17 protein-coding genes and 1 pseudogene are annotated in these 23,279 nt (G+C 41.1%); 5 read left to right on the top strand and 13 right to left on the bottom strand.

Annotated elements, in window-relative coordinates:
* Positions 1 to 21: 21 nt before the first annotated feature.
* Positions 22 to 921 carry a beta-1,6-N-acetylglucosaminyltransferase gene (locus tag KKZ03_RS08140; protein WP_243221008.1) on the top strand — a complete coding sequence of 300 codons (900 nt, stop codon included), beginning with the start codon at positions 22 to 24 and terminating at the stop codon, positions 919 to 921.
* Positions 922 to 1,028: 107 nt separating this feature from the next.
* Here KKZ03_RS08140 and KKZ03_RS08135 read toward each other — a convergent pair whose 3' ends face one another.
* From KKZ03_RS08135 to nspC, 8 genes are all read right to left on the bottom strand, one after another.
* On the bottom strand, positions 1,029 to 2,567 hold the full coding sequence (locus KKZ03_RS08135) for a hypothetical protein (RefSeq protein WP_243221007.1): 1,539 nt from the start codon (positions 2,565 to 2,567) through the stop codon (positions 1,029 to 1,031).
* A 162-nt stretch (positions 2,568 to 2,729) separates the two neighbouring features.
* A complete protein-coding gene (locus KKZ03_RS08130; protein ID WP_243221006.1) occupies positions 2,730 to 4,763 on the bottom strand; it encodes a LamG-like jellyroll fold domain-containing protein in 2,034 nt (677 codons plus the stop codon).
* A 1,285-nt stretch (positions 4,764 to 6,048) separates the two neighbouring features.
* Positions 6,049 to 7,266, bottom strand: a complete 1,218-nt coding sequence (locus KKZ03_RS08125; protein ID WP_243221005.1) for a TonB-dependent receptor — start codon at positions 7,264 to 7,266, stop codon at positions 6,049 to 6,051.
* Positions 7,267 to 7,300: 34 nt separating this feature from the next.
* Positions 7,301 to 7,900 (bottom strand): polysaccharide biosynthesis/export family protein, encoded by a 600-nt coding sequence (locus KKZ03_RS08120; RefSeq protein ID WP_243221004.1) that lies wholly within the window; start codon positions 7,898 to 7,900, stop codon positions 7,301 to 7,303.
* A gap of 445 nt (positions 7,901 to 8,345) precedes the next feature.
* On the bottom strand, positions 8,346 to 9,044 hold the full coding sequence (locus KKZ03_RS08115) for a transglutaminase-like cysteine peptidase (RefSeq protein ID WP_243221003.1): 699 nt from the start codon (positions 9,042 to 9,044) through the stop codon (positions 8,346 to 8,348).
* Positions 9,031 to 10,935, bottom strand: coding sequence for a LapD/MoxY N-terminal periplasmic domain-containing protein (locus tag KKZ03_RS08110; RefSeq protein WP_243221002.1), 1,905 nt, complete (start codon positions 10,933 to 10,935; stop codon positions 9,031 to 9,033). Before KKZ03_RS08110 ends, KKZ03_RS08115 begins: the two co-directional genes overlap by 14 nt.
* 899 nt (positions 10,936 to 11,834) lie before the next feature.
* Entirely contained in the window at positions 11,835 to 13,262 is a 1,428-nt protein-coding gene (locus KKZ03_RS08105) for a saccharopine dehydrogenase family protein (RefSeq protein WP_243221001.1), read from the bottom strand.
* 13 nt (positions 13,263 to 13,275) lie between these two features.
* Positions 13,276 to 14,496 carry a carboxynorspermidine decarboxylase gene (gene nspC / locus KKZ03_RS08100; protein WP_243221000.1) on the bottom strand — a complete coding sequence of 407 codons (1,221 nt, stop codon included), beginning with the start codon at positions 14,494 to 14,496 and terminating at the stop codon, positions 13,276 to 13,278.
* Between the two features lie 275 nt (positions 14,497 to 14,771).
* On the opposite strand from nspC, the gene KKZ03_RS08095 reads away from it, so the two are divergent.
* Complete coding sequence (locus KKZ03_RS08095) at positions 14,772 to 15,836, top strand: TIGR03790 family protein (RefSeq protein ID WP_243220999.1); 1,065 nt, start codon at positions 14,772 to 14,774, stop codon at positions 15,834 to 15,836.
* A gap of 39 nt (positions 15,837 to 15,875) precedes the next feature.
* Here KKZ03_RS08095 and KKZ03_RS08090 read toward each other — a convergent pair whose 3' ends face one another.
* Complete coding sequence (locus KKZ03_RS08090; RefSeq protein ID WP_243220998.1) at positions 15,876 to 16,748, bottom strand: LysR family transcriptional regulator; 873 nt, start codon at positions 16,746 to 16,748, stop codon at positions 15,876 to 15,878.
* A gap of 115 nt (positions 16,749 to 16,863) precedes the next feature.
* Between KKZ03_RS08090 and KKZ03_RS08085 the strand changes: the two genes are divergently transcribed.
* Together KKZ03_RS08085 and KKZ03_RS08080 are read left to right on the top strand one after the other, a co-directional pair.
* Complete coding sequence (locus KKZ03_RS08085; protein WP_243220997.1) at positions 16,864 to 17,190, top strand: EthD family reductase; 327 nt, start codon at positions 16,864 to 16,866, stop codon at positions 17,188 to 17,190.
* 219 nt (positions 17,191 to 17,409) lie between these two features.
* Complete coding sequence (locus tag KKZ03_RS08080) at positions 17,410 to 17,934, top strand: carboxymuconolactone decarboxylase family protein (protein WP_243220996.1); 525 nt, start codon at positions 17,410 to 17,412, stop codon at positions 17,932 to 17,934.
* 22 nt (positions 17,935 to 17,956) lie between these two features.
* Here the strand turns inward: KKZ03_RS08080 and KKZ03_RS08075 are convergent, their stop codons facing one another.
* The 4 genes and pseudogenes from KKZ03_RS08075 to KKZ03_RS22000 all read right to left on the bottom strand — a co-directional run.
* Entirely contained in the window at positions 17,957 to 20,701 is a 2,745-nt protein-coding gene (locus tag KKZ03_RS08075) for a PAS domain S-box protein (protein ID WP_243220995.1), read from the bottom strand.
* A 54-nt stretch (positions 20,702 to 20,755) separates the two neighbouring features.
* On the bottom strand, positions 20,756 to 21,058 hold the full coding sequence (locus tag KKZ03_RS08070) for a hypothetical protein (protein WP_243220994.1): 303 nt from the start codon (positions 21,056 to 21,058) through the stop codon (positions 20,756 to 20,758).
* Positions 21,059 to 21,061: 3 nt separating this feature from the next.
* Positions 21,062 to 21,718 carry a biliverdin-producing heme oxygenase gene (locus tag KKZ03_RS08065; protein WP_243220993.1) on the bottom strand — a complete coding sequence of 219 codons (657 nt, stop codon included), beginning with the start codon at positions 21,716 to 21,718 and terminating at the stop codon, positions 21,062 to 21,064.
* 265 nt (positions 21,719 to 21,983) lie between these two features.
* Positions 21,984 to 22,037 (bottom strand): annotated as a pseudogene (locus KKZ03_RS22000) (PT domain-containing protein); the annotation flags it as partial.
* A 240-nt stretch (positions 22,038 to 22,277) separates the two neighbouring features.
* On the opposite strand from KKZ03_RS22000, the gene KKZ03_RS08060 reads away from it, so the two are divergent.
* Positions 22,278 to 23,081: a metallophosphoesterase family protein gene (locus KKZ03_RS08060; RefSeq protein WP_243220992.1), complete on the top strand. Its 804-nt coding sequence runs from the start codon at positions 22,278 to 22,280 to the stop codon at positions 23,079 to 23,081.
* The last annotated feature ends 198 nt before the right edge of the window (positions 23,082 to 23,279 follow it).

The raw sequence follows: 23,279 nt of genomic DNA, 5'->3' as shown, positions 1-23,279 counted from the left end.
TATTGATAGAGAGAGGATTATATGAAAATTGCTTACCTTTTTTTTGCTTACAAAAACCCTAAGCTTATGAAAAAAGCCATACAATATCTTTCCTCTGAGGATACTGCATTTTTTATCCATATAGATAAGAAAAAGGAAATACAGGATTTTACAGAAATCCAGGGTAGCAATATTTTTTTTACTGCAGAACGGGTCTCTGTTTATTGGGGAGAATATTCAGGTGTCCAAGCCATACTTACTTTAATTAAGCAAGCTCGTGCCATGCCACAAGATTATGATTATTATGTATTACTAAGTGGTAGTGATTATCCAATAAGAAGTAAGAAATACATTGATGATTTTTTTTTAAAAAACTGCGGCAAAGAATTTATAAATATAATAAAAGTTCCTAATGAAGATGCCGGTAAACCGCTGTCCCGAATAAATACTTTGAGAATACAATCTAATAAACCAATTTATCGATTTATTAGTAGAGTTATGGCAAAACTTGGGCTGGCTCAGCGTGACTATAAAAAATACCTCGGTAATTTAGAAGCTTATGCAGGGAATACGTGGTGGGCTCTAACAAGAGAAGCTAGTGATTTCATATTGGAATTCGTGCAGGAGAACCCGTCGACTTGTAAATATTTTGAAGATACTTTTGCACCTGAGGAAATGTTCTTTCATACGATTTTAGGTAATTCACACTTTAAATCACAAATCCACAGAAATTTGATTTATGAGGATTGGTCATGTCGCGGAGGCCATCCTGCCATGATCACTGAAAAGCATATTAAATTATTTGAGGATAGTGATCAGGTGATCCAGTCCGACCTATGGGGTTCGGGGGAGATGATTTTTGCAAGAAAATTTTCTGATGAAAATTTGGATGTGGTCGATAAGTTGGATACTATAATCGAACTTAAAGAAGGAAACTATTAACCTCCACGTTTCTTCCAATAATAAATGTGTTTTTCACAATTTACGGATGACTGTAGCGAGATAGCAATTGTCACTTCTCGCTACAGACTCTTTATCTGAATGCAATACTATAAAGTTATCCGAAGATTAGTTGGGCTTAGAAGGCTCGGTGGAGGAGGAGGTAAAACTGAACTCGTCTGCAAAGGATGTGGGTAGGGGTAGGGAGTATATATCCATCCCGCTTTAGTTCCGCAAGCCGTTGAAGGATCATGGTTACACCAATCTCTATTTTGTGCGAAATAGGTGGGTTGAGAATTAGCTGCAGTAACTAATTGGCCGCTAAAAAGATTGTTGTACCAATAAACGGGCGATGGCTCTTCTGTTTTGCCGTCGGCACTTTCCATTCCCCACCCGGTCTGATTTCTGCATGGCCAGCCTGATGAATCACTGCCACCATTTACATTGTCTACCGTTGAAAGAAATGTAGATCCGACAGGACAATCACTTTGACTTGCTGCAGCAACTTGGCAAGTACCAGAACCGCCGCCCGAACTACAAACACTGTCACCTGGATAACCACAAGCCCTGTGATCACCGCCACTACAATGATAAAAATTAGGGGTATCACAGGTTTTAACGGCATTCACTCCACACGATTTACCCAAAAAACCAGTGTAACCGGATATGCCCCGCCATATTTGGGGCCATGCAGCCGCAAAATACCCACCGCTAATAATATTATTATGGACAATATAGCCCCCTCCCCTCAGTCCCATTGCGGGCATATTACCACAGCCAGAACCCGTGCAATTAATGGTATTATTGTATATTTCCGCGAGACGATTGCCTCTAGCGCCTTGGGTAGAGCCTGTATCGTGCATCTGGACAGTACCATTAAGAAAAGTATTATACCGAATCACCATTCTTACGCCATATTCAGTATCAGTAACAGTACCGCCTGATGAACCGAAGGATAAGTTGGAATCTTCAAGATACACTGCATTATCAGTGCCATAATTATCCGGAAGTTTCCATGTTCCCGGGAAACCTTCAATTTGTAGAAACCCCCCTGAAAGATTAATTCCCACAATATGATCTACCAATACTTTTGGCTGTGCCATATTATTATCCCACCATTCACCAACAACAATTGACCAATTTTGAACACTGTTAAATTGAAGATGGTCAAAACGTACCGAACTAAACATTCCCACATTCTGAATCCCAGATGCCTGTAGCATGCCCGTATGCAAACCCGTATTCCCACCTGTTCCAGTAAAACCAAAACCTGAAACGCGGAAAACTCCGCTAGATGCACGGACTTTAAAAGCGACGACATTACTGGCGTTTATAATACTTGAAGTCGGTCCTGCACCAATAATATTAACGGCTTTAGTCATGGTAATACCGCCAGTCCATGTGGCAGTTCCTGCTGATACATTAATAGTATCTCCAGAAGCAGCCCTGGAAACACAGGTATTAAGCGAGCTGTAATCTACAGTAGATATCCATGTTGGGCTTGTGCCCGTGCAATCTGAAAAGGCGGGCCGTGAAGCAAATATAAAGCCAATAACCATCGTTATAAAACAGATTTTTAATATAAAACCACATACCATATCAGAGCGATTAGTTCTATCTATGGCATCATTAATAGTATTCATTTTCATGATGAATCTCCGGTAATAATGAAATTCTTGATTACAAAATTATTCAAAACATTAAGGTTTTGGTTTTTATACAGCCGTTAACTACTAATAGGAACTGACTTCGTACCAAGCGAGGCGAGGTCAGTTCCGCCAATCTACTAGTTTAAGTAGCCGGTAAAATAATCAATACCCAAGCCCAAACACAGACATAGCCGAATTGGTTTGGTATGCCGTTCCCGTCCAGGTAGCAGGTAATGTAGTTAGTCTATTGGAAGAACTTGATTCCATCCTGCCTGTTGCAGAGCCTATTCGGTTAAGGTATCCGATTTGGCCTTTCGATCCCAGTATTGCAATCCAATAGGGTTGTGCAGCAGTAACCGAGGCTACCGGAATCGGTACCGAGTTCCAGGCTCCTGACTTAAGTGTACTCAATGAACCTTGAGCGACAAGAGCTCCTGGATGACCTTTATTGTCCTTATAGACACCAGCAACCAGCGCCGTAGCCGTTGAACTGGGATCCAGATATACCTGTACAGCAGTTACTATTCCTGACTTTTGAGGTACTGTCTGAAATGCTTGTGCCTTACCCTGAACATTATAGCCAACCCAAGGCTCCAGGGTTTGATTGCCCATGATAAACTTCGGTGGATTTGAAACACTGATTGCGGTCGCCTGGTTGTAGTTAACTTCCGCCGGGGTCAAGGCTCGATTGTATATGCGTACCTCGTCAATATAGCCTTGAAAAAACTCGCCACTCCAAATACTATCTCCACCGATGCGTAAAGCTCCCGTTGAAGTCAGAATGGGGCCGGACTGGGGTTTTATTGCGACCTGCTGGCCATTAACATACAAAATCTCGTTCTGTCCGTCATAAGTTCCCACTAAATGCCGCCACTGATTAGCCGGCAATAGGGTTCCACCGGCAAGTAACCGTTCACCACCGTTAATCCAAGGATCCACGGCAGGTTGATTCGAATCAGTGTTCGCATAAAGTGTATATACTTGTTGGCCCGGTTGCTCCTTCATGATTACAGTCATCGTACGGTTCATCGATACGGTTGGATATACCCATGCCTCGAGAGTCATACCTGCTGAAATATCCAGTGAAGGACTGTCATTGATAGTGATCCAGTCATTTACACCGTCAAATTTTAACGCTTTCCCGCTATGCCCGTTAGGGATACTGACAGCTTCTTTAATTGTGCCATGATTACCATTGCCTGAAGCATCAGCAACAGTCGTACCGCTGATTTCCTCAAAGCCATAGGCCGCTACCAAGCCAACCAAGCTGGAGACTGAAACTGGTGGGGGAGGAGGAGGCAGCACAATTGGTGGAGGCGGTGGCAGTGGTGCCGTGACGGTAATTAGATTCGGATAAGTCTTGGAAATACTTCCGCTGAGCGAAACTGCCGTCAGGCTCACTGAATACGTCCCGGCGGTTGGATAGGTTACGCTGACAACTTGAGCTGTTGAGTTGGTGACGGAAGGTGTCGATGATCCTGGAAAAGCCCATACCCAGCTGGTAACTGTCCCCGTTGTCTTGGGCGTAAAATTCACCATCAAGTTCTCGACACCACTGGTTACGCTTGGTGTGAAATCTGCTGTTACTATAGGTGTAACAGGCACCGTCAACGTAGCTTCATTGGAATAAGCACTCTGGATAGTGCGTGTTGTATCATAGGCCTTCAACCTGAAATAGTAGGTAGCCCCCTCTTGTAAGCCTTGAACGGTATAACTGGTCGTCTTACCTACATCAACGTTTGCCGTATAATTGCCGCTATTTTGGCCGTAAAACAATATGTAACCACCCACATTGGATGACGTACTGGCATCCCATGCCAAATTTGTGCTTGCCCCTACCACCGAGGTTGGTGGCTGATAGTTAAACATATAGGCCTTCCATGAGCCAGCGATTAACAGGGCAATGACGACTCCCAACACTGCGCCACTCAAAGTTGCCGAATAAAGTACCTTGGGCTTCGAACCATTAAGTTCTCGCCAGCGAGGGTATGCAACCAAGGCAAGCAATGCTAATCCGGCAAAGATGATGGCCAGTACCAGCGCTAAAATCCATTCCGGTCGACCATAAAACCAAAACAGCCAATTGGGAATGCCTTCTCCATTACTCGCTGAGGCTGTTTGCCACAACAGGAAACCAAATATCATTGAAAAGCCCGCGCTAATAAACGAGCTGCGTAAATCGATTTTAATATTCATAACCGCACCCTCACCTAAGTTTAACTTATTGATTCAACTACGAAATGGCTATTTTACATAGTCCCTTGAAAATATAAACATCTACACAAGTTCTACTGCCTCTCCAACAGAACAGGAAATGTGATATCTTTACAACCTATTGTTCTAATTGTGCAGAAAAGTTGTATGGACACCTATGCTTCAAAAGGATAATACATTCTAAGTGATTAATATTTATTGTAATTTTATTTATGCGTCAAGTATTAACTTTTATATCGCTGAATCCAATCGTTTAGTTAACAGCATAAGTAATTGAACAAAAGGCTTCTGTATTTTCGCTCTTTATTTTTCAGGATATTCGGTAAAGACAACCCTATTGGACTATTTATATTACCTTTAAATATTATGGTTATTATAAATTATAACCAATTCTGCAGGCAACTTTAAAACAATATATTAACCGCAAGACACTGACACCATTCACTTTAAGAGTCGTGCTTAGCGGAACAAGGTATTGCTTCCCCCAAGGATATTATTTAAATAAACAACAACATATCTTAAGGAAAATTACTTATTTTTACGGCGACTCACCGTTTGAAATATATACTTGACCAAGTATTTTAAATGACTAACTACAAATTATTTATATTAAAAACACACAACAAATTGATTTCAGTACATATCATTTTAAATAATACAATCATACCTTCTAAATTTTTAAAAAGACTGACTGTATCTTGATAAAAATGAATTTTTATCTCTAACGTTAAAACATACGCGCAAGTACTGGACAGATCGTAAAAAAACAAACTTGCATTGTTAAACACCTTCACCAACCACTACATGCATGGCCTAAAACGCCTAATCTGCAGGGATGCATGAAGCAAGGTTTACAAGATTAAATATCTGTCCACACAAATAGTCTGTTTCAAAGAAGGGAAGCAAATTATTGCGAGTAATCTTGGGAAAAAAGATGGCATCGGAGTCCCCATGAAATAAGTTTAGCAATTTAAATCACACACTTAATTCATCTGCCTATAAATGAACACCCTTCTGCTGAATTTATGCACGTTCCATAAATTGCAATTAGAAGCTAACAACCGATTATTGTTAACAGTAATGTATAAAACGCTCATAAATCGGGTACTTGAGCAGGATCGTAACACTTCAATCATCAATAAACAATACGTACAAATACCTACAGATACTAACTAAAAAATCAAATTACTTTGCTATTCCAAGCGCTCACTTAAGAAACTGTTGAGCAGTTTAAGAAAAAACCAAGCATTAATACTGCTTGAGCAAGTTAATTTTTTATGGGAAAGCCATGTATTCCATCCCAAGAATAGTTTAGAGAAAGCATCACCAAATTAGAATCGCTCACCCCCGTATTTATATTTGCTACATTGTTGTCTTGCTGATAATCCTGCCAACTATAACTATAACTGCCTCTCAGTCTCCAGTTTTTTTCAAGCTCCCAGACAATGCCTGGAGATGCAGTAAAGTAACTACGGTTAAATTGGCTGGTTATATTATCAGTCGACTGCCCGCCGATTGATTCGCTACGTGAATAACTACTGACAAGATCCAGCACAACATGCCGGGATAATCGGTACGAATAATTGGCAAATATGGATCGGGTTTGCAGTGTTTGCCCAATGGCACTCGGATTAACCGAGTTAGAATATCCGCCAGAAAATTTGGCCAACTGGCCATTAAAATTTAAACTGATATTGGCAATACTCCCTAAAGACAACGAAGAAGCCTGTCCAGACGAACTTTGTTTGGTATCAACCCAGACTGGGCCACCGCTCGCACTGACTGCCCAATAATGGTTAATGGTGTAATTGGTTCCCAGTTGAAAGCCAAACAGATTTTGAGTCGATGAGTCTGACCCTGTGTATTGGATATTGGAAAAAACAAGCTTTCCATTTAAAGAAAGGCGTCGACTCCATAGATGATTAGCACTCAGATTAACAGCGTAAGTATCATTACCACTGAAACCTATGTCAGTATTTGAAGCGATGCCACCTAAAGAGTTGCTGTAGCTTGTTTTGGAATATGAAGAAGCCAGGATCATTTGATCACGATCTGTCCACTGCCAAGTCCACGAGGGTGCCAATCGGTAATTTGTAGACTGACTATTAGGTACCAAAATCCCTGTCTGGGCAAGTTGTTGGGCATATGAACAACTAACGGTATACCCACCATTTAAACTAAAAATACTGCGTCTGACTCGATAATCGTTGTTGAGGCCCAGATTATAATTATCACAGTTCCAACGCGAATCATCGTAACGACGAATATCACCCTGCCCTTGAAAGCCAATATCCAAGGCTCCCGACTTTCGGGTTGCTTGGAAGCCCGGTGCCAAAAGATATCCAACCACTGATTCTTTACTAACAGGACTCATGGCAATATTATCGTTATACTGTAATTGTTGCCCCAAGGATCCTTTCAACGTCCATTCGGCTGCGCTTATATCTCTCCCACAGCCAATACAGCAGATAACAAGCAATGCCATTTTTCGGTTCCAGCGCATACTTTTCTGAAACAAATCAAGGTACAACGATAGTATCGCCGCTTTGCAACAGGATATTCGATTCTATGTTTTTTCCATCCTCAATATCGCCATACTCGAAGGGCAAAGATTTATTACGTCCGTCTGTTTCACTCCTTAAAACGATGATGTCATTTTTTTTTGCAAATGTCGTCAAGCCACCCGCCATACTCAATGCTTGTATAATATTTGTGGGCCTTTTCATGACGAATGCACCCGGATGGGCGACCTCGCCGGCAATATAAATCATGTTACCCTCTGCAGCAAGCAGCCTAACATTTATTTGTGAATCAGGAATAAATTTACTTAACCGTTCCCGCAGCAAGCTGACCAAGTCCTCAGTCGTTTTACCGGCAGCAGCGACGTGACCAACCAAAGGGAAAGAGATCGTACCATCCGGCAGTACAACGACCTCCTGTTTTAAGTCCTCCTCCTGCCAAACAGTAATTTCCAGCTTGTCGCCTGGGTTAAGACGATAAACATCAGCCGCCAAAGCAAAAGACTGGCTGGACAGCCAAAGTATGCAACCGAAAAAAAACAACACGGTATTGCCCCTGTAATATGAAAATATCAAACTCTTTAAGCTGAATCTGGTCATTTGTTGGTAATCCGAATCGTCGCGTTAATTTATAAATGTATGTTTTAAGCGCAGATTTATCCTGTCTGTAAGCATATCTTTTCAAACAAATCTCATGCGGCATCCAGAACATCACTGATTTTAAAAATCTCTTGTAAGTATAGTTGGAAATTTAATTATCGGACGTATGTAGGAACGTTTTTTCATCCCTACAACTAACTTAAGCGATTTTTGAAAAAAACTTGACTCACTCAGGTATGGCTATAGCTGTATATTTTCAGATAAATAATTTATATGCCAACAGATCCCTTGAATGGATGGTATTTGGTATAAGATTTAAACGACGTACCATGGAGATTTAATTTCTGGAAAACAATGAATTATCCAAACACAAAAAAAATTATTTTATAATTGGCGAATCTATAACAGTCTCAGCCTGCTACTTTTAATGGATGCGCAGTTACGATTAAAGCAACTTTTCCAACATCCGGCGCTTAAGATCGGCCCATAAATTTAGTTGATCTGCATTACCGACCAATTGTCCACTGCCCTTGATTTTAGCCAACCACAAACTACGGCCGTTAAAACTATAAACCGGTAATAAATCCTTACGATCTGTCGCATAACGGATATTCGGCTTGAGGCTGTCCAATACCAACGGTACAGCCTGAGGAGATTCAAAATAAGTCAACACCATATGTGAGAGATTAAAATCCAATGCCTTAACATAAGTAATTCGCAGTTTGCTTTCATCAACGCCAATTTCTATCAAAGTAAAATATTTGGCAATTGAAAAATCCTCGCAATCACCAGCGCCCTTGGCTAAAAATTCGACAGGTGTCGCCCAATAGTCGCTCTTTCGCCATAAGACTGAATCGTCGACAAATTTGATGTTGCGATTAAAAAAATCATTAACCTGCTCCAGCTTATCTTGCTCTGTCATTATTTTGCCGGCATCCATCAATTTCTGCCAATCGACAAAGCGTTGTCTTGCAGCCAAACCATATTTTTTCTCAATCTTCTCCAAGATAACAGGCTGAAGTTGCAACCAACCATAAACATTGCTTGCTTCTGAAAAAAACTCACGAATAATTGAGATACAAGCAATACAAATGACAACAAAAATAATTATACGAAAAAGTATCTGGTGTTTAACGGCTGGCACCTGCAATTCCTATTGTCTTTAAAAAAAGATAGTCGTTTTCAGCCTGAACATTTTCAGCCAATACCGTAATATCCAGCAATACTCCCATTTGTTGGATAGCCTGAACAAACTGGTATTTTTTCTCGGACAAACTGATACCGTTACCAATTTCTCTTGCAAGCCGAATAAAATCAGGGCTGAGTTTTTTTGTAAGTTCAGGTGGCATTGATTGACTTTCAAAGCGCTTAATCATCACCCTGCCGCCCCATTGATGTACCACATCAATAAAATCAACATAGGTTTCCAAATCTTGTGCTACTGCATACGCTGAAAAACTGAATATCAGTTGTCGGGTTACCAATGGATTATTTTTAATAAGCTTTTCCAGCCAAAGGCGAAAACCGATATTTTTGATGGTGTCCGTTGCCAAGTTAACAGCAACAGCATGCGAAATCTGAGCGTTAAAGATATAGTCCAGCACCTTATTAATTACGCCTTTATCCAGATCGATAATTTTAGCGAGTTTCTCGGCAATTGAAATAAAAGGTCCAATAGCGACTAATTGGCCGTTCTTGTCATGCACTTGAGTAAAAGCTTCTTCCATGACAAGTTGTTCAGTTTGAAAACTGGTAATTTGACCAACATAAGACAACGAATATTCGGCATTATCAATACAGCTATAAACCAATTCCTTCCAGGCAAAAATGTCTCTGGCAAAGCTCTCATCCGAACGAATGTAATAGCTGTTTGGGCCGATTAATCGTGCCTGTTCATAAGCCTCATGAGCAGACTCCAGTATACTTTCAGGAGTACCTATTGAATTAACAGGTGCTATACCGATATGCGCCAGGCCAGACCTGGTATATTTTTCGCCAAGTTCCGTAAAATCGCTGCTTAATACTCTGGCGATTGATTCAATCTGGTCACTATTGCTGTTCTTGATCAACATTGCAAATTCGCCACCATAAAAACGGTAAACTTTCATTAGGCTATCTGAGTGTTGTTCTGCCGAACTTTTCAATTTTTCGGCAACTGCTTGCAGAAGTTCGTCAATATTATCGTTACCTCTCTCTCTGGCAAGATCAGACAGACTATCCACTCTGATTAATATCAAATAAGCCGGACTATAAGCCATCATTAAATTCATAATATCCGTTTCGAATACCGATTTTTTATAAAGCCCGGTTAAATCGTCACGCAATAGACTTGCACCCATTTTGTCTAATTTGCTGTTAAGAGCAACAATGGTTTTCTCTATTTTTTTCGACATCTTATTGATCGATATGGTGATATTTTTTACTTCAGTAGTCCATGGCAAGTTTTCTATAGTTTCAAAATGGCCTTCAGCAATATGTAACGCACAGTCATTAATTCTTTTTAATGATGATAATGTTATTTGCAATAACAACACTAAAAAGACAATCGATACAGAAAAAATCATTAACGAATAGTAAAACGAAGTTTTAGCCTGTTGATAGAGTTTACTATAAGCAAAAGAGGGGTTTATGGTGACGTACACAACGCCGCGTATCATCCAGTTGTAACTGATTTCGCTTTGCGCAATAATTAAAGGCATCGGTAAATAACTGATAAACCAACTTGGTACCCCGTCAACGCTTTTACCATTAGTCAAAGAGATCAGCTCTTTATTACTGGCATCGACCAGACGAATTTCCTGATAATACCCCATATCGAAAATGGCGCTAACCATTGTTTTTATTACTGGATCACTAGTATCCATCATGTAGGGACTTAGCGACAAACCTAAAGAAGTTGCCGTATCTTGGGCATGACTTTGCGATTCGCCTTCCAGATAAGTCTTGATATTTTTGACACTTAATACAAAATTGACGCTAAAAAGTATTAAAAATAAGGCTGAAATTAATATTAACAGTTGTTTTGATAAGGACATTTATACACCAGGAGTTATGCGCTTGGCACTAAGAATTAATGTCGAATGACGGTCGTTATATAATCCGGTTATTTACAAAAACTTTACCCGTTTTTTAAGACCTTTCCAACTATCGATTTCACACTGAGCATAGCATCGCTCAAAAAAGTTTGTAAATTGCGGTAACAATCCATGTTCATTTCAGTATCGGTAGAAAGGATAATCATATCCGCTTGAGAATTTGAATTAATTATTGTCTATCCTGAACTCTTATATCCGATTTTTCGTTTCTCGCTCATCATGTATAACATGGGTACGTTGCAATCTACGTAGTCGTAAATTCTGACTTCGGTTTTTGCATCATGTAATCGGTGCAACCGACCAACATATTGAGCTAAGATGACTTTCCAGGAAACAGGCATAACAAGAAATAGTAATCTACTCTGTCGTCGTCAAACCTTTCATCCAGATAGCCCCTGTAATGATAACAATTTTCTCTTCATTGTCAGGATACATTTTAGACTATCTTATAATTGCTTGCCTTGCCGAATACCCATACCTCCTTACATAATGAAAAATTTTCTCGTGCCCCTTGACCTGCTTGGCCAATAGCACTGGGGGCTGGCTGGTTTGGCCTTTGAACTCATTCCCTTGAGTTCCAGACAAAGATTTTTACCTTGCACGAAATGACAAGCTTAGCTTGTCGCACACTAACTATTGTTATTATAAGGAAAAATTGTGTAGACAACTAATGCTTGAAAGGATGGTATTTGTAAAAACTTTAAACGACATAGAGTGGATATTTAATTTCTGAAAAATTATACATACTTTAACGACTAAAGTTGCCACAGATTCAATAATTAGAAAACATCTAATCACAGAATGTGTGGCATTTGATTTTTGCGAGTTACCCTAAACATCTATTTGGATTTTTTCTTATGCGACTTTTTCGCTTTGTCTGAATCCACTTTGTCGGAATCTGCTTTATCTTTCGAATGCTTTGCTTTGGCCGACTTACCGGGAGAAAGCGCAATCATCGGATTCGCAGCTGAAACGGTGACTGTGGCTGTCGAATTTGAAAGCTCTTTCTCAAGAGCCCCGACGGTTCCATCGAATGAATACTTGCTGTCAGGCTTGATTTCCTTTATCTCGGTAAGCAGACCGATGCGATCAAGAATTTCGAGAAACGGCTCAGGATCTAGCTCCTCAACATTAACCATCTTCTTCACATCCCAGGCACCAGTTACAACCAGTATGGCGGCGGCAATGGGTGGCACACCTGCTGTGTAACTTATCCCCTGAGACTCGACTTCTTCGTAACATTGTTTATGATCCGATACCTGATAGATCAAAATCTCGCGCTTTTGGCCTTCCTTCCAACCCTTTACAAAGGTGCCGATGCAAGTATTCCCAGTATAACCGGGAGCAAGCGTCATCGGGTCAGGTAGCAGTGCCTTGACAACCTTAAGAGGGACAACTTCCTGACCGGTAGTCAATGTCACCGGCAGATGAGAGAGAAAGCCAAGGGTACGGAGCACGGTAAATACGTTAATATAATGGTCGCCGAAACCCATCCAGAAACGGATACTGTTGGCATCAATATTTTTTGACAGCGAATGCAGTTCGTCATGACCGTTCAGGTAGACCGGCTGCTTTCCGACCACAGGAAAATCATATTCCCGCTTTACAGAATGGGTAGGATACTCCTGCCACTGCTTGTCGATCCATGTCCAGACCTTGACGAATTCCCGAAAATTGATCTCCGGATCAAAGTTGGTGGAAAAATATTTACCGTGACTGCCGGCATTGACATCCAAAATATCTATCGTATCAATCTTATCGAAAAAGCGTTTGGCAGCCAGTGCGCAATAAGCATTAACAACACCCGGATCAAAACCGGCACCCAGTATTGCCGTCACTCCTTTCTCTTTACAGATGTCCTTACGCTTCCACTCATAATTGGCATACCAGGGTGGCTCTTCACAGACCTTGTCAGGGTCTTCATGAATGGCTGTATCTATATAAGCCACTCCAGCCTCAATGCACGCTTCCAGCACTGACATATTAATAAAGGCTGAGCCAAGGTTGATCACGATCTTCGTTTTGCTCTTTTTTATCAGCTTCACTGTGGCAGCAATGTCCAAGGCATCGAGCTGGGCTGAATAGAGCCGACCGGCAGGATCTTTAAGATGCTCCTTTCGGGTTATGCTTTCAATGATTGCATCACATTTAGCTTGAGTTCGCGATGCAATGCAAATGTCGCCAAGAATATCATTATTCATTGCTGCTTTGTGAGCGGCAACGTGGGCGACTCCGCCAGCTCCTATAATCATTACGTTCTTCTTCATGTTATGAATCCCCTTATGATAAATTGCCTAAATAATCTTTATATTCAAAACGACGCACAATATCTACCGTGCCATTTAGGCGTCGAACCACAATAGAAGGCATAGCAACCCCGTTAAACCAGTTTTTCTTTACCATCGTATAGCCAGCGGCATCAGCAATGCGTACTTCATCACCAACTTTAAGCGCAGTTTCGAGTTGGTAACTACCAAACAAGTCGCCAGCCAGACATGACCGACCAGCGATTACAATTTGCTTGCTTCCGGGGCCTGGAGATGAAATTCTCGGACTAGTCCGGTATATCAAGTGATCCAACATATGCGCTTCGACAGCGGCATCAACGATCGCAATATCAACTTCATTATGGACTATATCGAGCACCGTAGTTACCAGTTCAGTACTACTGGTGACGGCTGCCTCGCCCGGTTCAAGATAGACCTGTACACCATATTTTTTACTGAAATCTTTCAAAACCTGACAGAATCTTTCCAGCGGATATCCCTCTTTCGTAAAATGTATACCGCCACCAAGACTGACCCACGTCATCATTTTCAGTATCGAAGCGTACTTTATGCCGATCTGCTCTATAGTAGAGGCAATGTTGTCAATATCGTCGTTTTCGCAATTAAAATGGAACATTATCCCGCTGATCAGGTTGGCTACCCCATGAAGTTCATGTTCATTAATAACTCCCAGCCGTGAATATCTGCACGCCGGATCAGCCAGCTCAAAGTGGGAGTAACTAATCCCCGGATTAACCCGAAGTCCGACTCTCAAGCCTTTTAAGCAGTGGTGATAGGTATTGAGTTGAGAGACGGAATTAAATATCACTTTATCGGCAATCTTGACCACCGCTTCAACTTCTTCAGCAGAGTAAGCAACGCTGTAGGCATGCACCTCCTTACCAAATTTCTCGCGCCCAAGTCGCGCCTCGAAAAGCGAGCTACTCGTTGTTCCATCCATGTACTGACGCATCAAATCAAACACGCACCAAGTTGAAAAGCATTTCAATGCTAGTACTGACTTGACACCGGATTCATCGCGTAGGTATTGTATGATTTCGAGGTTTTTTTGCAGCCTGACTTCGTCAATAAGATAGTACGGGGTTCGCAGTTGCGTCATCTTCAGTCTCGCAGAAAAGCGATAAGCTTGTCTGACAATAAAGTCATTGGCAGCATTTGTCAATCCCGTTAAATCGCTAAAATTTGGTTTGCGTAAGCCAATATTGCCATCCATGGCTTCCTTGTGTTTGATACTGGAATTATCAACATAAGTGGCGGAACGTTTATAATATAAAGCAAATGTGACTTTTTAATGAAAATTATTCTGGCAAAATATCTTTAATGCTTTACCAAATATCAAGTAGTTAAATTAAGCACACACTCCAGACGATTTTTCTGCACTCGTAAAACTATCTACATATTTTTGTAATATTGACGTGCGCTTATAGTAATATATCTAGAATCAAAAAACGAAGCTGTGCCACAATTTAATATGAAGGGACTTAAAGAATGCCGATAAAAAAACCTAACTTTATTACTTTAGCACTGGTTTTATTATTTTTCACCGACATCTTGCATGCTGCAACAATTCCTTTACTATACCGGCCTTTGCCAGCGCTAACGTCTAAACAACTGGCTGTGATTGTAAATGATGAAGACCCCTTAAGTATTCGTATTACCAATTATTATCAAGACATACGGCAGATTCCACCGGAAAATATTATTCATATCCGCTTTGATGCATCAGCTAACGCTTTGTCAAAAAAAGAATTTGCCGTCCTTAAACACCAGGTAGACAAACAAACCCCGAATCAGGTACAAGCATTTGTATTGACGTGGCTAAAGCCTTTTCGTGTTGATTGCATGTCGATTACTACCGCTTTTGCAGCGGGTTTTGACAAAGCCTTTTGTGCGAAGGTTTGTGAGGAAACTCGTAAAAGCCCTTATTTTTCATCTGATAGTCAAAAACCGTTTACCGATTATCGCTGGCGTCCTACCATGACTTTGGCTGGACGCTCTTTTGAAGACGTCAAGCGTCTGATTGATCGTGGAGTTGCCTCTGATTTCACTCGTCCCCAAGGTTCGGCGTATTTATTAAAAACCAGCGATCAGGCACGTAGTACGCGAGCAATTTATTTTCCTGAAGTGGCCAAAGTATTTGCAGGGCAATGGCCCGTTAATTATCTGGAACAAAATTCACTTGAAAACAAAACTGATGTTATGTTTTATTTTACCGGTTTAATGCAAGTACCCAATATTGACAAAAACACTTATCTACCGGGGGCAATCGCCGATCATTTAACCTCAACAGGTGGCGTTTTGACGGGTAGCAATCAAATGAATATTCTTGACTGGATAACTGCGGGAGCGACTGCCAGCTATGGCGCTGTCGTCGAGCCTTGTAACTATCCGGTCAAATTTTCTCATCCCGGTATATTGCTCTATTATTATCTGCGAGGCAATTCTTTGATTGAGGCTTACTGGAAGAGTGTTTCGGAACCCGGACAAGGCATTTTTGTCGGTGAGCCACTGGCCCGGCCTTTTGCTTCACCACCGATAAAGCAAGCTCACTAGTTTTTACCGTTTAACAGCATTCAGAGCCAACAACCCATTTTATGCAAGGCTTAAATGGCTAATCAATGCCTGTAATTCGGACTTTACTGATATCTGCTGCATGTAAATCACATAAAGCTGACGACTGATTGCCGGCTCAACAAGATAACGATAACTGATGTTGGTTGCCTCCTTCGGCAGGGTATATTCGGGCATTAATGCAACACCGATCCCCTCTTCTACCATACGCAGAATCCATTCTTCGCTGTTACTGCGATAAGCCGCATAAAGATCAATGTCCTGATTGTGGCACACCTCTTTCAAACCTTCCCTTAACTCACAGTTTAGCCGGTCTAAATAAGGTTCTGACTGAAGAGCTTTAAGATCGATTTTTTGCAATTGATTAAAGCGATGCGTAGCGCTAAATGCCACTACATAGCGTTCTTCGTAGAGTACTTTTGATTGATACGGTGCTGCCAAAGTATGTATAGGCGCACTGATTACGATATCCAGTAATTCCAAATCCAGTTGCTTTAATAAAGCGACTTCGCTGTCGACAATTAATTCCAGTTCGATATTTGGAAAATCTTGCTGAAACCCTGCCAAACAAGGACTCAGGCGTTGTGAGCCTATCGTTTTCATTAGGCCAATACGTAAAGGAATGGTATTTAAGCGGGTAAAACGAATTGCCTCTGCTTTGGTTGCCTGAAGGTCTTTATAAATTTGCCTGAAATTGGGTTCAACCATACGGCCTAACGGCGTTAACTGACAACCTGAACGAGTTCGTGCGAACAACACTCCGCCTATTTCATCTTCCAGCTTTTTTATTGCCTGAGTCAACGACGGCTGCGAGACATAACTACGTTGCGCCGCATGCGTGATGGTGCCATGATCACAGACTGCCAAAAAATAACGGATTTGCTGTATTTCCATGATAACGCTCTTAGTATAGAAAAAACCTATTGTTCCATAGAAAGCCGGTATTATACAAACGCTTACCTTTCAATATATAGTGGATCTCCATTAAAGAAAACAATATGAGCAGACCATGAAAGCAGCAAAATTGATTGTGATGTACCCAACGCCTACCGATATTGATACTTTTGAACATCGCTATGCCCAAGAGCATGTCCCGATGGCCATAGAAAAACTGGCTGGTAAAACCCGCTTTGTTGCCTCTCTTATTAAAGTTGCGGTAGGTCTCGAACAAACACCTTTTCATCGTATTGCCGAAATTTATTTCCCGTCAATGCAAGATCTGGAGACTTGTTTAAACTCACTTGGCGGTCAGGAAACAGCGCAACATGCCGTTACTATTTCAACTGGCGGTACACCACTTTTTTTAATCGCAGAAGTTGAAAGTTTCGATTTTTAATATCTTACAGAGGCTGTCCGAGTATAGAAAACCGACTGCGGAAAAGCCATTTCTGCCAGATTTTCGTTTAATGGCACAACTATTCGCCTCAAATGACCAAAAAATCCGACTAAAAATGGCTTCCCCTCGCACAATTCCTATTCTCTGGCAACCTCCTGGCAGTTTAACCGGATATAGCAATCAATTATCGGGTGTATACCGCTATCATCAGGAGCTATCATGTTAAATAAAACGTCAAGCCCGGCTCTTAATACCTTGTCAGATATACTGGAAAAATATCCGCGTCGTCGGGTGTTGATGTTCAAGGCCATGGAAGAAATCATGGGTAACCTTTCACCTTTCAGCAAGGGAATACGTGAGTTACTGTTTGCTTACACGTCAGATTTAAATCAATGCAGTATATCTTATGACTTCCATAAAGCCGCTTCGGTGGCTTCAGGTCTTGATGAATCGGTATTTACCGCCTTAAAAACGGATATCAACAGTCCCAAAATAGATGACAAACTAAAACCAATCCTCCGTTTTATAAAAAAACTAACCCTTACACCTGACAAAATAACGCCTGCCGATGCTCAACAAATATTCGATGCAGGCTGGGATGAACACGCTTATTTTGATTCTGTTTGTATCTGCTCAATTATTAATTGTATGAATCGTATTGTTACCGCTTTAGGCGTCGAAGACGATTCTCCCGGTAGTAATCATTCCGACAAAATGCTATTTACCTTGGGTTATGCTGGTTGAAAGAATCAATGTTAATCTATGATTAATACTGACCCGCTTTGCTCTCTATTGGCAGGTTGAAATAAAATGTAGTGCCCTTTCCCACTTTGCTGTTGAATCGCAAAGTACCTTCATGAGCCTCAATAATGGAGCGACTGATTGATAATCCCATGCCCATGCCGTCAGACTTGGTAGTGTAAAAAGGCATTATTATTTTTTGTTGCTGCTCGTCATCAATGCCGGGGCCATTGTCTTTTACCCTGACTTCTATAGTCTCATTGGGCATTAACAGACTATGAATGGATATTTTACGGTGCTGGTTTTCGAGACAACTTTCCAAGGCATCGGCGCTGTTTCGAAGCAGATTTATGATGACCTGTTCAATTTGAATAGTATCAACAATCACAAACGGCAAGTTTTGCTGTAATTCAACTGATAGCGTGATGTTGCCGTGTTTAAGTTCAGATAGACATAAGTTGGCAGCTTCATTTATTAATTCGTTAATATCAATGCACGCGGTTTGTTTTGTATTGCCTTTAACAAAGTCTCTCAAGCGACGAATGATTTGCCCCGCTCTTAATGCCTGTTGCTGGGTTTTGTATGAAATCTCGGCAAGCTTGATCAAATCAGGATTTTCAGCTTTCATCAGGTTTAAGCTAACTTGTGAATAGGTAGCGATTGCAGTCAGAGGCTGGTTGACTTCATGAGCAATCCCGGAAGCCATTTCACCCATTAAACCAAGACGAGTGACATGGGCAAGCTGGCTTAAATGCTCCCGGTCCTGCTGTTCCTGATACTTACGCTCGGTGATATCACGAGTCGTACTAATAAAGTGAGTCAGTTGACCTTGCGCATCAAACACAAAAGAAATCGTCAGTTCGTTCCAGAAGATAGTGCCGTCTTTGCGGTAATTGAGTATTTCGCCGAAGTATGGCTTCAAACTTTTTAACGCCACACGAATCTCGTTCAACGTTTGTAGATCGGTAAGTGGGCCTTGAACAAATCGACAATTCCGGCCCAGAATTTCTGCCTGACTATAACCGGTAATTGATGCAAAAGCATCATTAGCCCACAAGATACTCTGGTCATTACTGGCGATGAGGACACCCTGGGTGATTACTTTCAGAGCTTCATTGTTAAGTCGCAGCTTGTCTTCCGACTGCTTGCGTTCGGTAATGTCTGTAGTGAAACCATGCCAAAGTGTAGAACCATCAGCTTCTCGTTGCGGCTGAGACTTTCGAAACAGCCAGCGCTCCGTGCCATCGTCATACTTCACACGGAATTCATGGCTAATCGGGGTTAAATTTAGAGCCGATTCGTGGGTGACGGCAATAAAGTCGTCGTAGTCGTCTGGATGAACCAAAGCAAACAGTTTTGATGCATTCTCGCTAACGTCCTCAGGGACTAGTCGATATATGTCACGAATGCCTTCGCTGACGAAAGGAAAAGAGGTTTTTCCGTCAACACTCAAATGAAGTTGAAAAATCATGTCCGGTAACTGGTCGGCAATTTTCTGCAGGCGACCCAAGACCTCTGCACGCTCAGCTTCCATCACAAGGTTAAGTTTCCGCAAGCTGTCACGTTCATTTTTTGCCAATTGATCGTTATGTTTCTGCGCTAACCCTTCCGACAAGGTTTTCCCTAAGGCATTAACAATATTGATATCAGCTGCAGTCCAATGGTCACTGTATCCACGCCATAATTCCGACCAACTTTCAAAGGAACTGCGAGGATTAAGACGGAAATTTCCAGCCGCAGTTTGTACGAGACCTTGCTCGTAACTACCTGCCCATTTGACTGTGCGTTGTTTCTCTTTGCGCAACCAAATAAGGCAATTACACATATCGCTTGAAAGTGCCGTTGTTATGATTCCTGATGCAATTTCTGTATAAGCGCTGGCAGGAGGAAACTGTTTTGACAGATGATCGCAGCTGAAAACGTCGGTTATTGACTGCAAGCTTAACCAGTTCAGAAGCGCGTCAACAGCTTCAGGTTCAGGTACCTGACCCTGAAAATAACGCTGACCTTCGACAACAACAATCATACCTGAAGCATCCACTAAATTAAGTAGATCAGCGCTTAAACTGCCCAGAACCTCTATTTCAGAATGGATGAGGATGGATTTAAGTAACGTCGTTTTAATAGACGAGACTTTGTTGAGCAGCAAGCGCTCATTCCTCATCTCAATCGAGGTTAGTTCTGTTGATATCATTCGGGAAATAAATACGGCCGCTTCCCGCATGGCAAACGACACCCGTTTTGAGGTCATGTGATGGCAAGAAATCAAACCCCATAAGCGCCCGTTTTGCAGCAGTGAAATTACCATTGATGCCTGAACCCCCATATTGCCGAGGTATTCTAAATGGATCGGAGAAAGGCTGCGCAGTGCTGAATAAGTCATATCAAGCGGTTGTTGATTGACCGGATTTAATACCGGTACTACAGGAACCGGTTTAACGCCGGCATCCGCAACGATACGTACCAGATTTTTAGTGTACAAGTACCTGGCCTGTGGCGGAATATCACTGGCAGGAAATCGTGAACCCAAATAGGCTTTGGCAGCTTCAATGCGACTTTGCGCAATAACCTCGCCGTCCCAATTAGCTTCAAAACGATAAACCATAACACTATCATAGCCGGTCAGCGCTTGCACCAATCCTGTCACTTGTTCAAAGTAACCGGTAGTTTCAGTACCTGATTCGATAGCCAGTAGTGAATTCTGCATGTGCATAAGCAGTTCACCCAGTTTTTCTCGCTTGGGCAAACCATCGTCATTGCATAATTCCAATACCCAGAAAACACCGGCACTATAAATATGTACATCAAGGTCTACCGATATTTGTTACTGATAAACGCTGATTAAACAGGTAGCCTGGTGGTGGATTGGGGTATCGAAAAGCAACTGCTCAATATGTAATGCTGAAGAAGTTCCTATCAATTCTGCCAGTGATTTACCAAGTACAACATCGCCAGAAAAATCAATAAAACAGTTAATATTGGCACTAGCCTGAAGTATGGTGCGCTGACTGTCCGCACTTAAAACCAGTACTGCACCATGCGGCTGAATATTGCCAATCTGATGAATGGGCTCTGCAGCACAGAGTTGTAAAGCTTGTTCCAGCGCCTGTTGATTTACCTTATTCATCGCTTAAGATACCGTCATGTAGTTTTGATGCACAACGTCATCCAGAACCTGATTAAATAATTGAAAAGTCTGGCCAGCTGCCTCAACTGCGGCTTGGCATTCGTGTTTATCGCCCGAAAGGGTATCAGAAAAAGCAATGAATTGTTGCCAGAAGGTCATTGTCTTTTCGCCATAACCGATAAAAAAACAACTACCGGCATCATGCCTAAAACTATAATTTTTTGCCAACACTTGAGAAATCATCTGCCCACCCAAGGTAGATCCTTCCACCACGTACAGCACTCCCACCAGTTGCCCGATAGTCTCTATTTTTAAAAAATCGGTCGCGGTTTGTGACAAAGTATGCAGAGCCAGAATATCAATTTGAAAAAAATCCAGATCTTTAATCAGCCAGGATAACTTGCTGCGTTCGCTATAATTAAATGCTACCAAATGACCTTTAAGAAATAAATTGATACGCCCTTCCAGTAAGGCATAAAGCTGATAATAAGTGCATAGCAGAGTCTGGTAATGGCTTAACGGATAGTTTGGCTGCGTCAGTCCCGCGAGTAACAGATGTCGATTGAGCTGTAAGTGATGGTGATGAGTCGCATCGCGCAGTAATGTTCGTAATGTTAAGCCTTTATTTTTATCCTGCGAACTCTTGAATGATGATGTCATAAAAATTCTCAAAAATTACGTTTTTGGAGTGGTCAATCAAACAACTTCAGTAGTCATGATGGAAATCAAATAAAAGATAACGGGACTATAAAAATTAGGAAGCGGCTAACGCTAGATAATATGGGTAACAAAAACAGTTTTTGCATATTGTTATGAATCCCTTGATTATCATGGACAGACTAACATAACTATCGTTAAATACTTACAAAACTAAAAACTATAATGCAAATTATAAAAAAAAACGTGTAAGCTAATAACCAAACAATCACGCAGGTTGGTTGGTTGGTTGGTTGGTTGGTTGGTTGGTTGGTTGGTTAGTTAGTTAGTTAGTTATGGCTGAGTTTCAATTTAATTTATTACCTTACCTGTTAAAACTAAAAACGACTCTTTAAAGAGGCTTTAATTTAGGCGATATCCAAGAATGAATATACCCAAGTGGCTCAGAATTTTTTTTATTTTCAAGGCGGAAAAACAGGCGCGTAGCTTGCTACGTAAATATTTTGACAACGCAGACAATGAATAAAAAGGCCAGCGACTTGGGTATATTCTTCTTAGGAAATTGCCTTATTCACTTGATGACTGGAAAAAATCTAATACTGTTTTGAAATCTATCTTAAAAAAAATTCTATGCTCAAAAAAAAATGAGCCCTCCGTCCCTGGCTTACCAAAAAACCACAGGCTTTATTGTATTGGCGATATTCATGGTCGCTTAGATTTATTGTTAGAAGCTCACCAGAAAATCAGCTTTGATGCCGCACATTTTGAGGGTGTTAAAATACTGGTCTATCTGGGTGATTACATCGATAGAGGAAATCAATCCAGACAAGTTGTTGATTGTTTGTTAGGAAATAATTTTCCTGACTTTAAAAAAGTATTTTTATTAGGTAATCATGAACAGGTTTTATTACAATTTTTATTGGGTAAAGACGCCTTAATTGCTCACGACTGGTTCAAATTTGGCGGCCTGTCAACACTGGCAAGTTACGGTGTGCATATTGATGGCATTCCAACTTTAACTGATTTAGCACGATTACAAGTTGAATTTAAAAAAAAATTACCCGCCAGACATTCAGATTTTTTTGAACACTTAGCCCTTAAATATGAAATAGGTAACTATTTTTTTGTACATGCCGGCATTAAACCTAAAATTAAACTTCATCTTCAACGCCCTGAAGATATGCTGTGGATTCGGGAAGAATTTTTAACTAGCGACTTATTTCACGGCAAGATCATCGTACATGGACATACCATCACTGATGAGCCGGAAATTCTTCATAATCGTATCGGTTTAGACACCGGTGCTTATGCATCAGGAAGATTAACCTGTGCTGTTTTTGAATCTATAAATTGTCGTTTTTTATAACTCTCTGGAGTATTACCTTATCCGGAAATCGATTTATAACCGCTGCACAAAAATAGACCATGGTTTTTAATCGCACCAGAATAAAGACCATGCAAAATTTTTAAGCTATGATATAGTTTGAAAAGAGCAAGTTGTGGATCACTAAATAGCTTTCTAATAATAAAAACCTTTAGGATAGAATGTTTTTATTCCTGATAC

The sequence above is a fragment of the Methylobacter sp. S3L5C genome, assembly GCF_022788635.1.
In the GTDB taxonomy this organism is placed as follows: domain Bacteria; phylum Pseudomonadota; class Gammaproteobacteria; order Methylococcales; family Methylomonadaceae; genus Methylobacter_C.
This window is presented reverse-complemented; position numbering and strand designations above follow the sequence as displayed.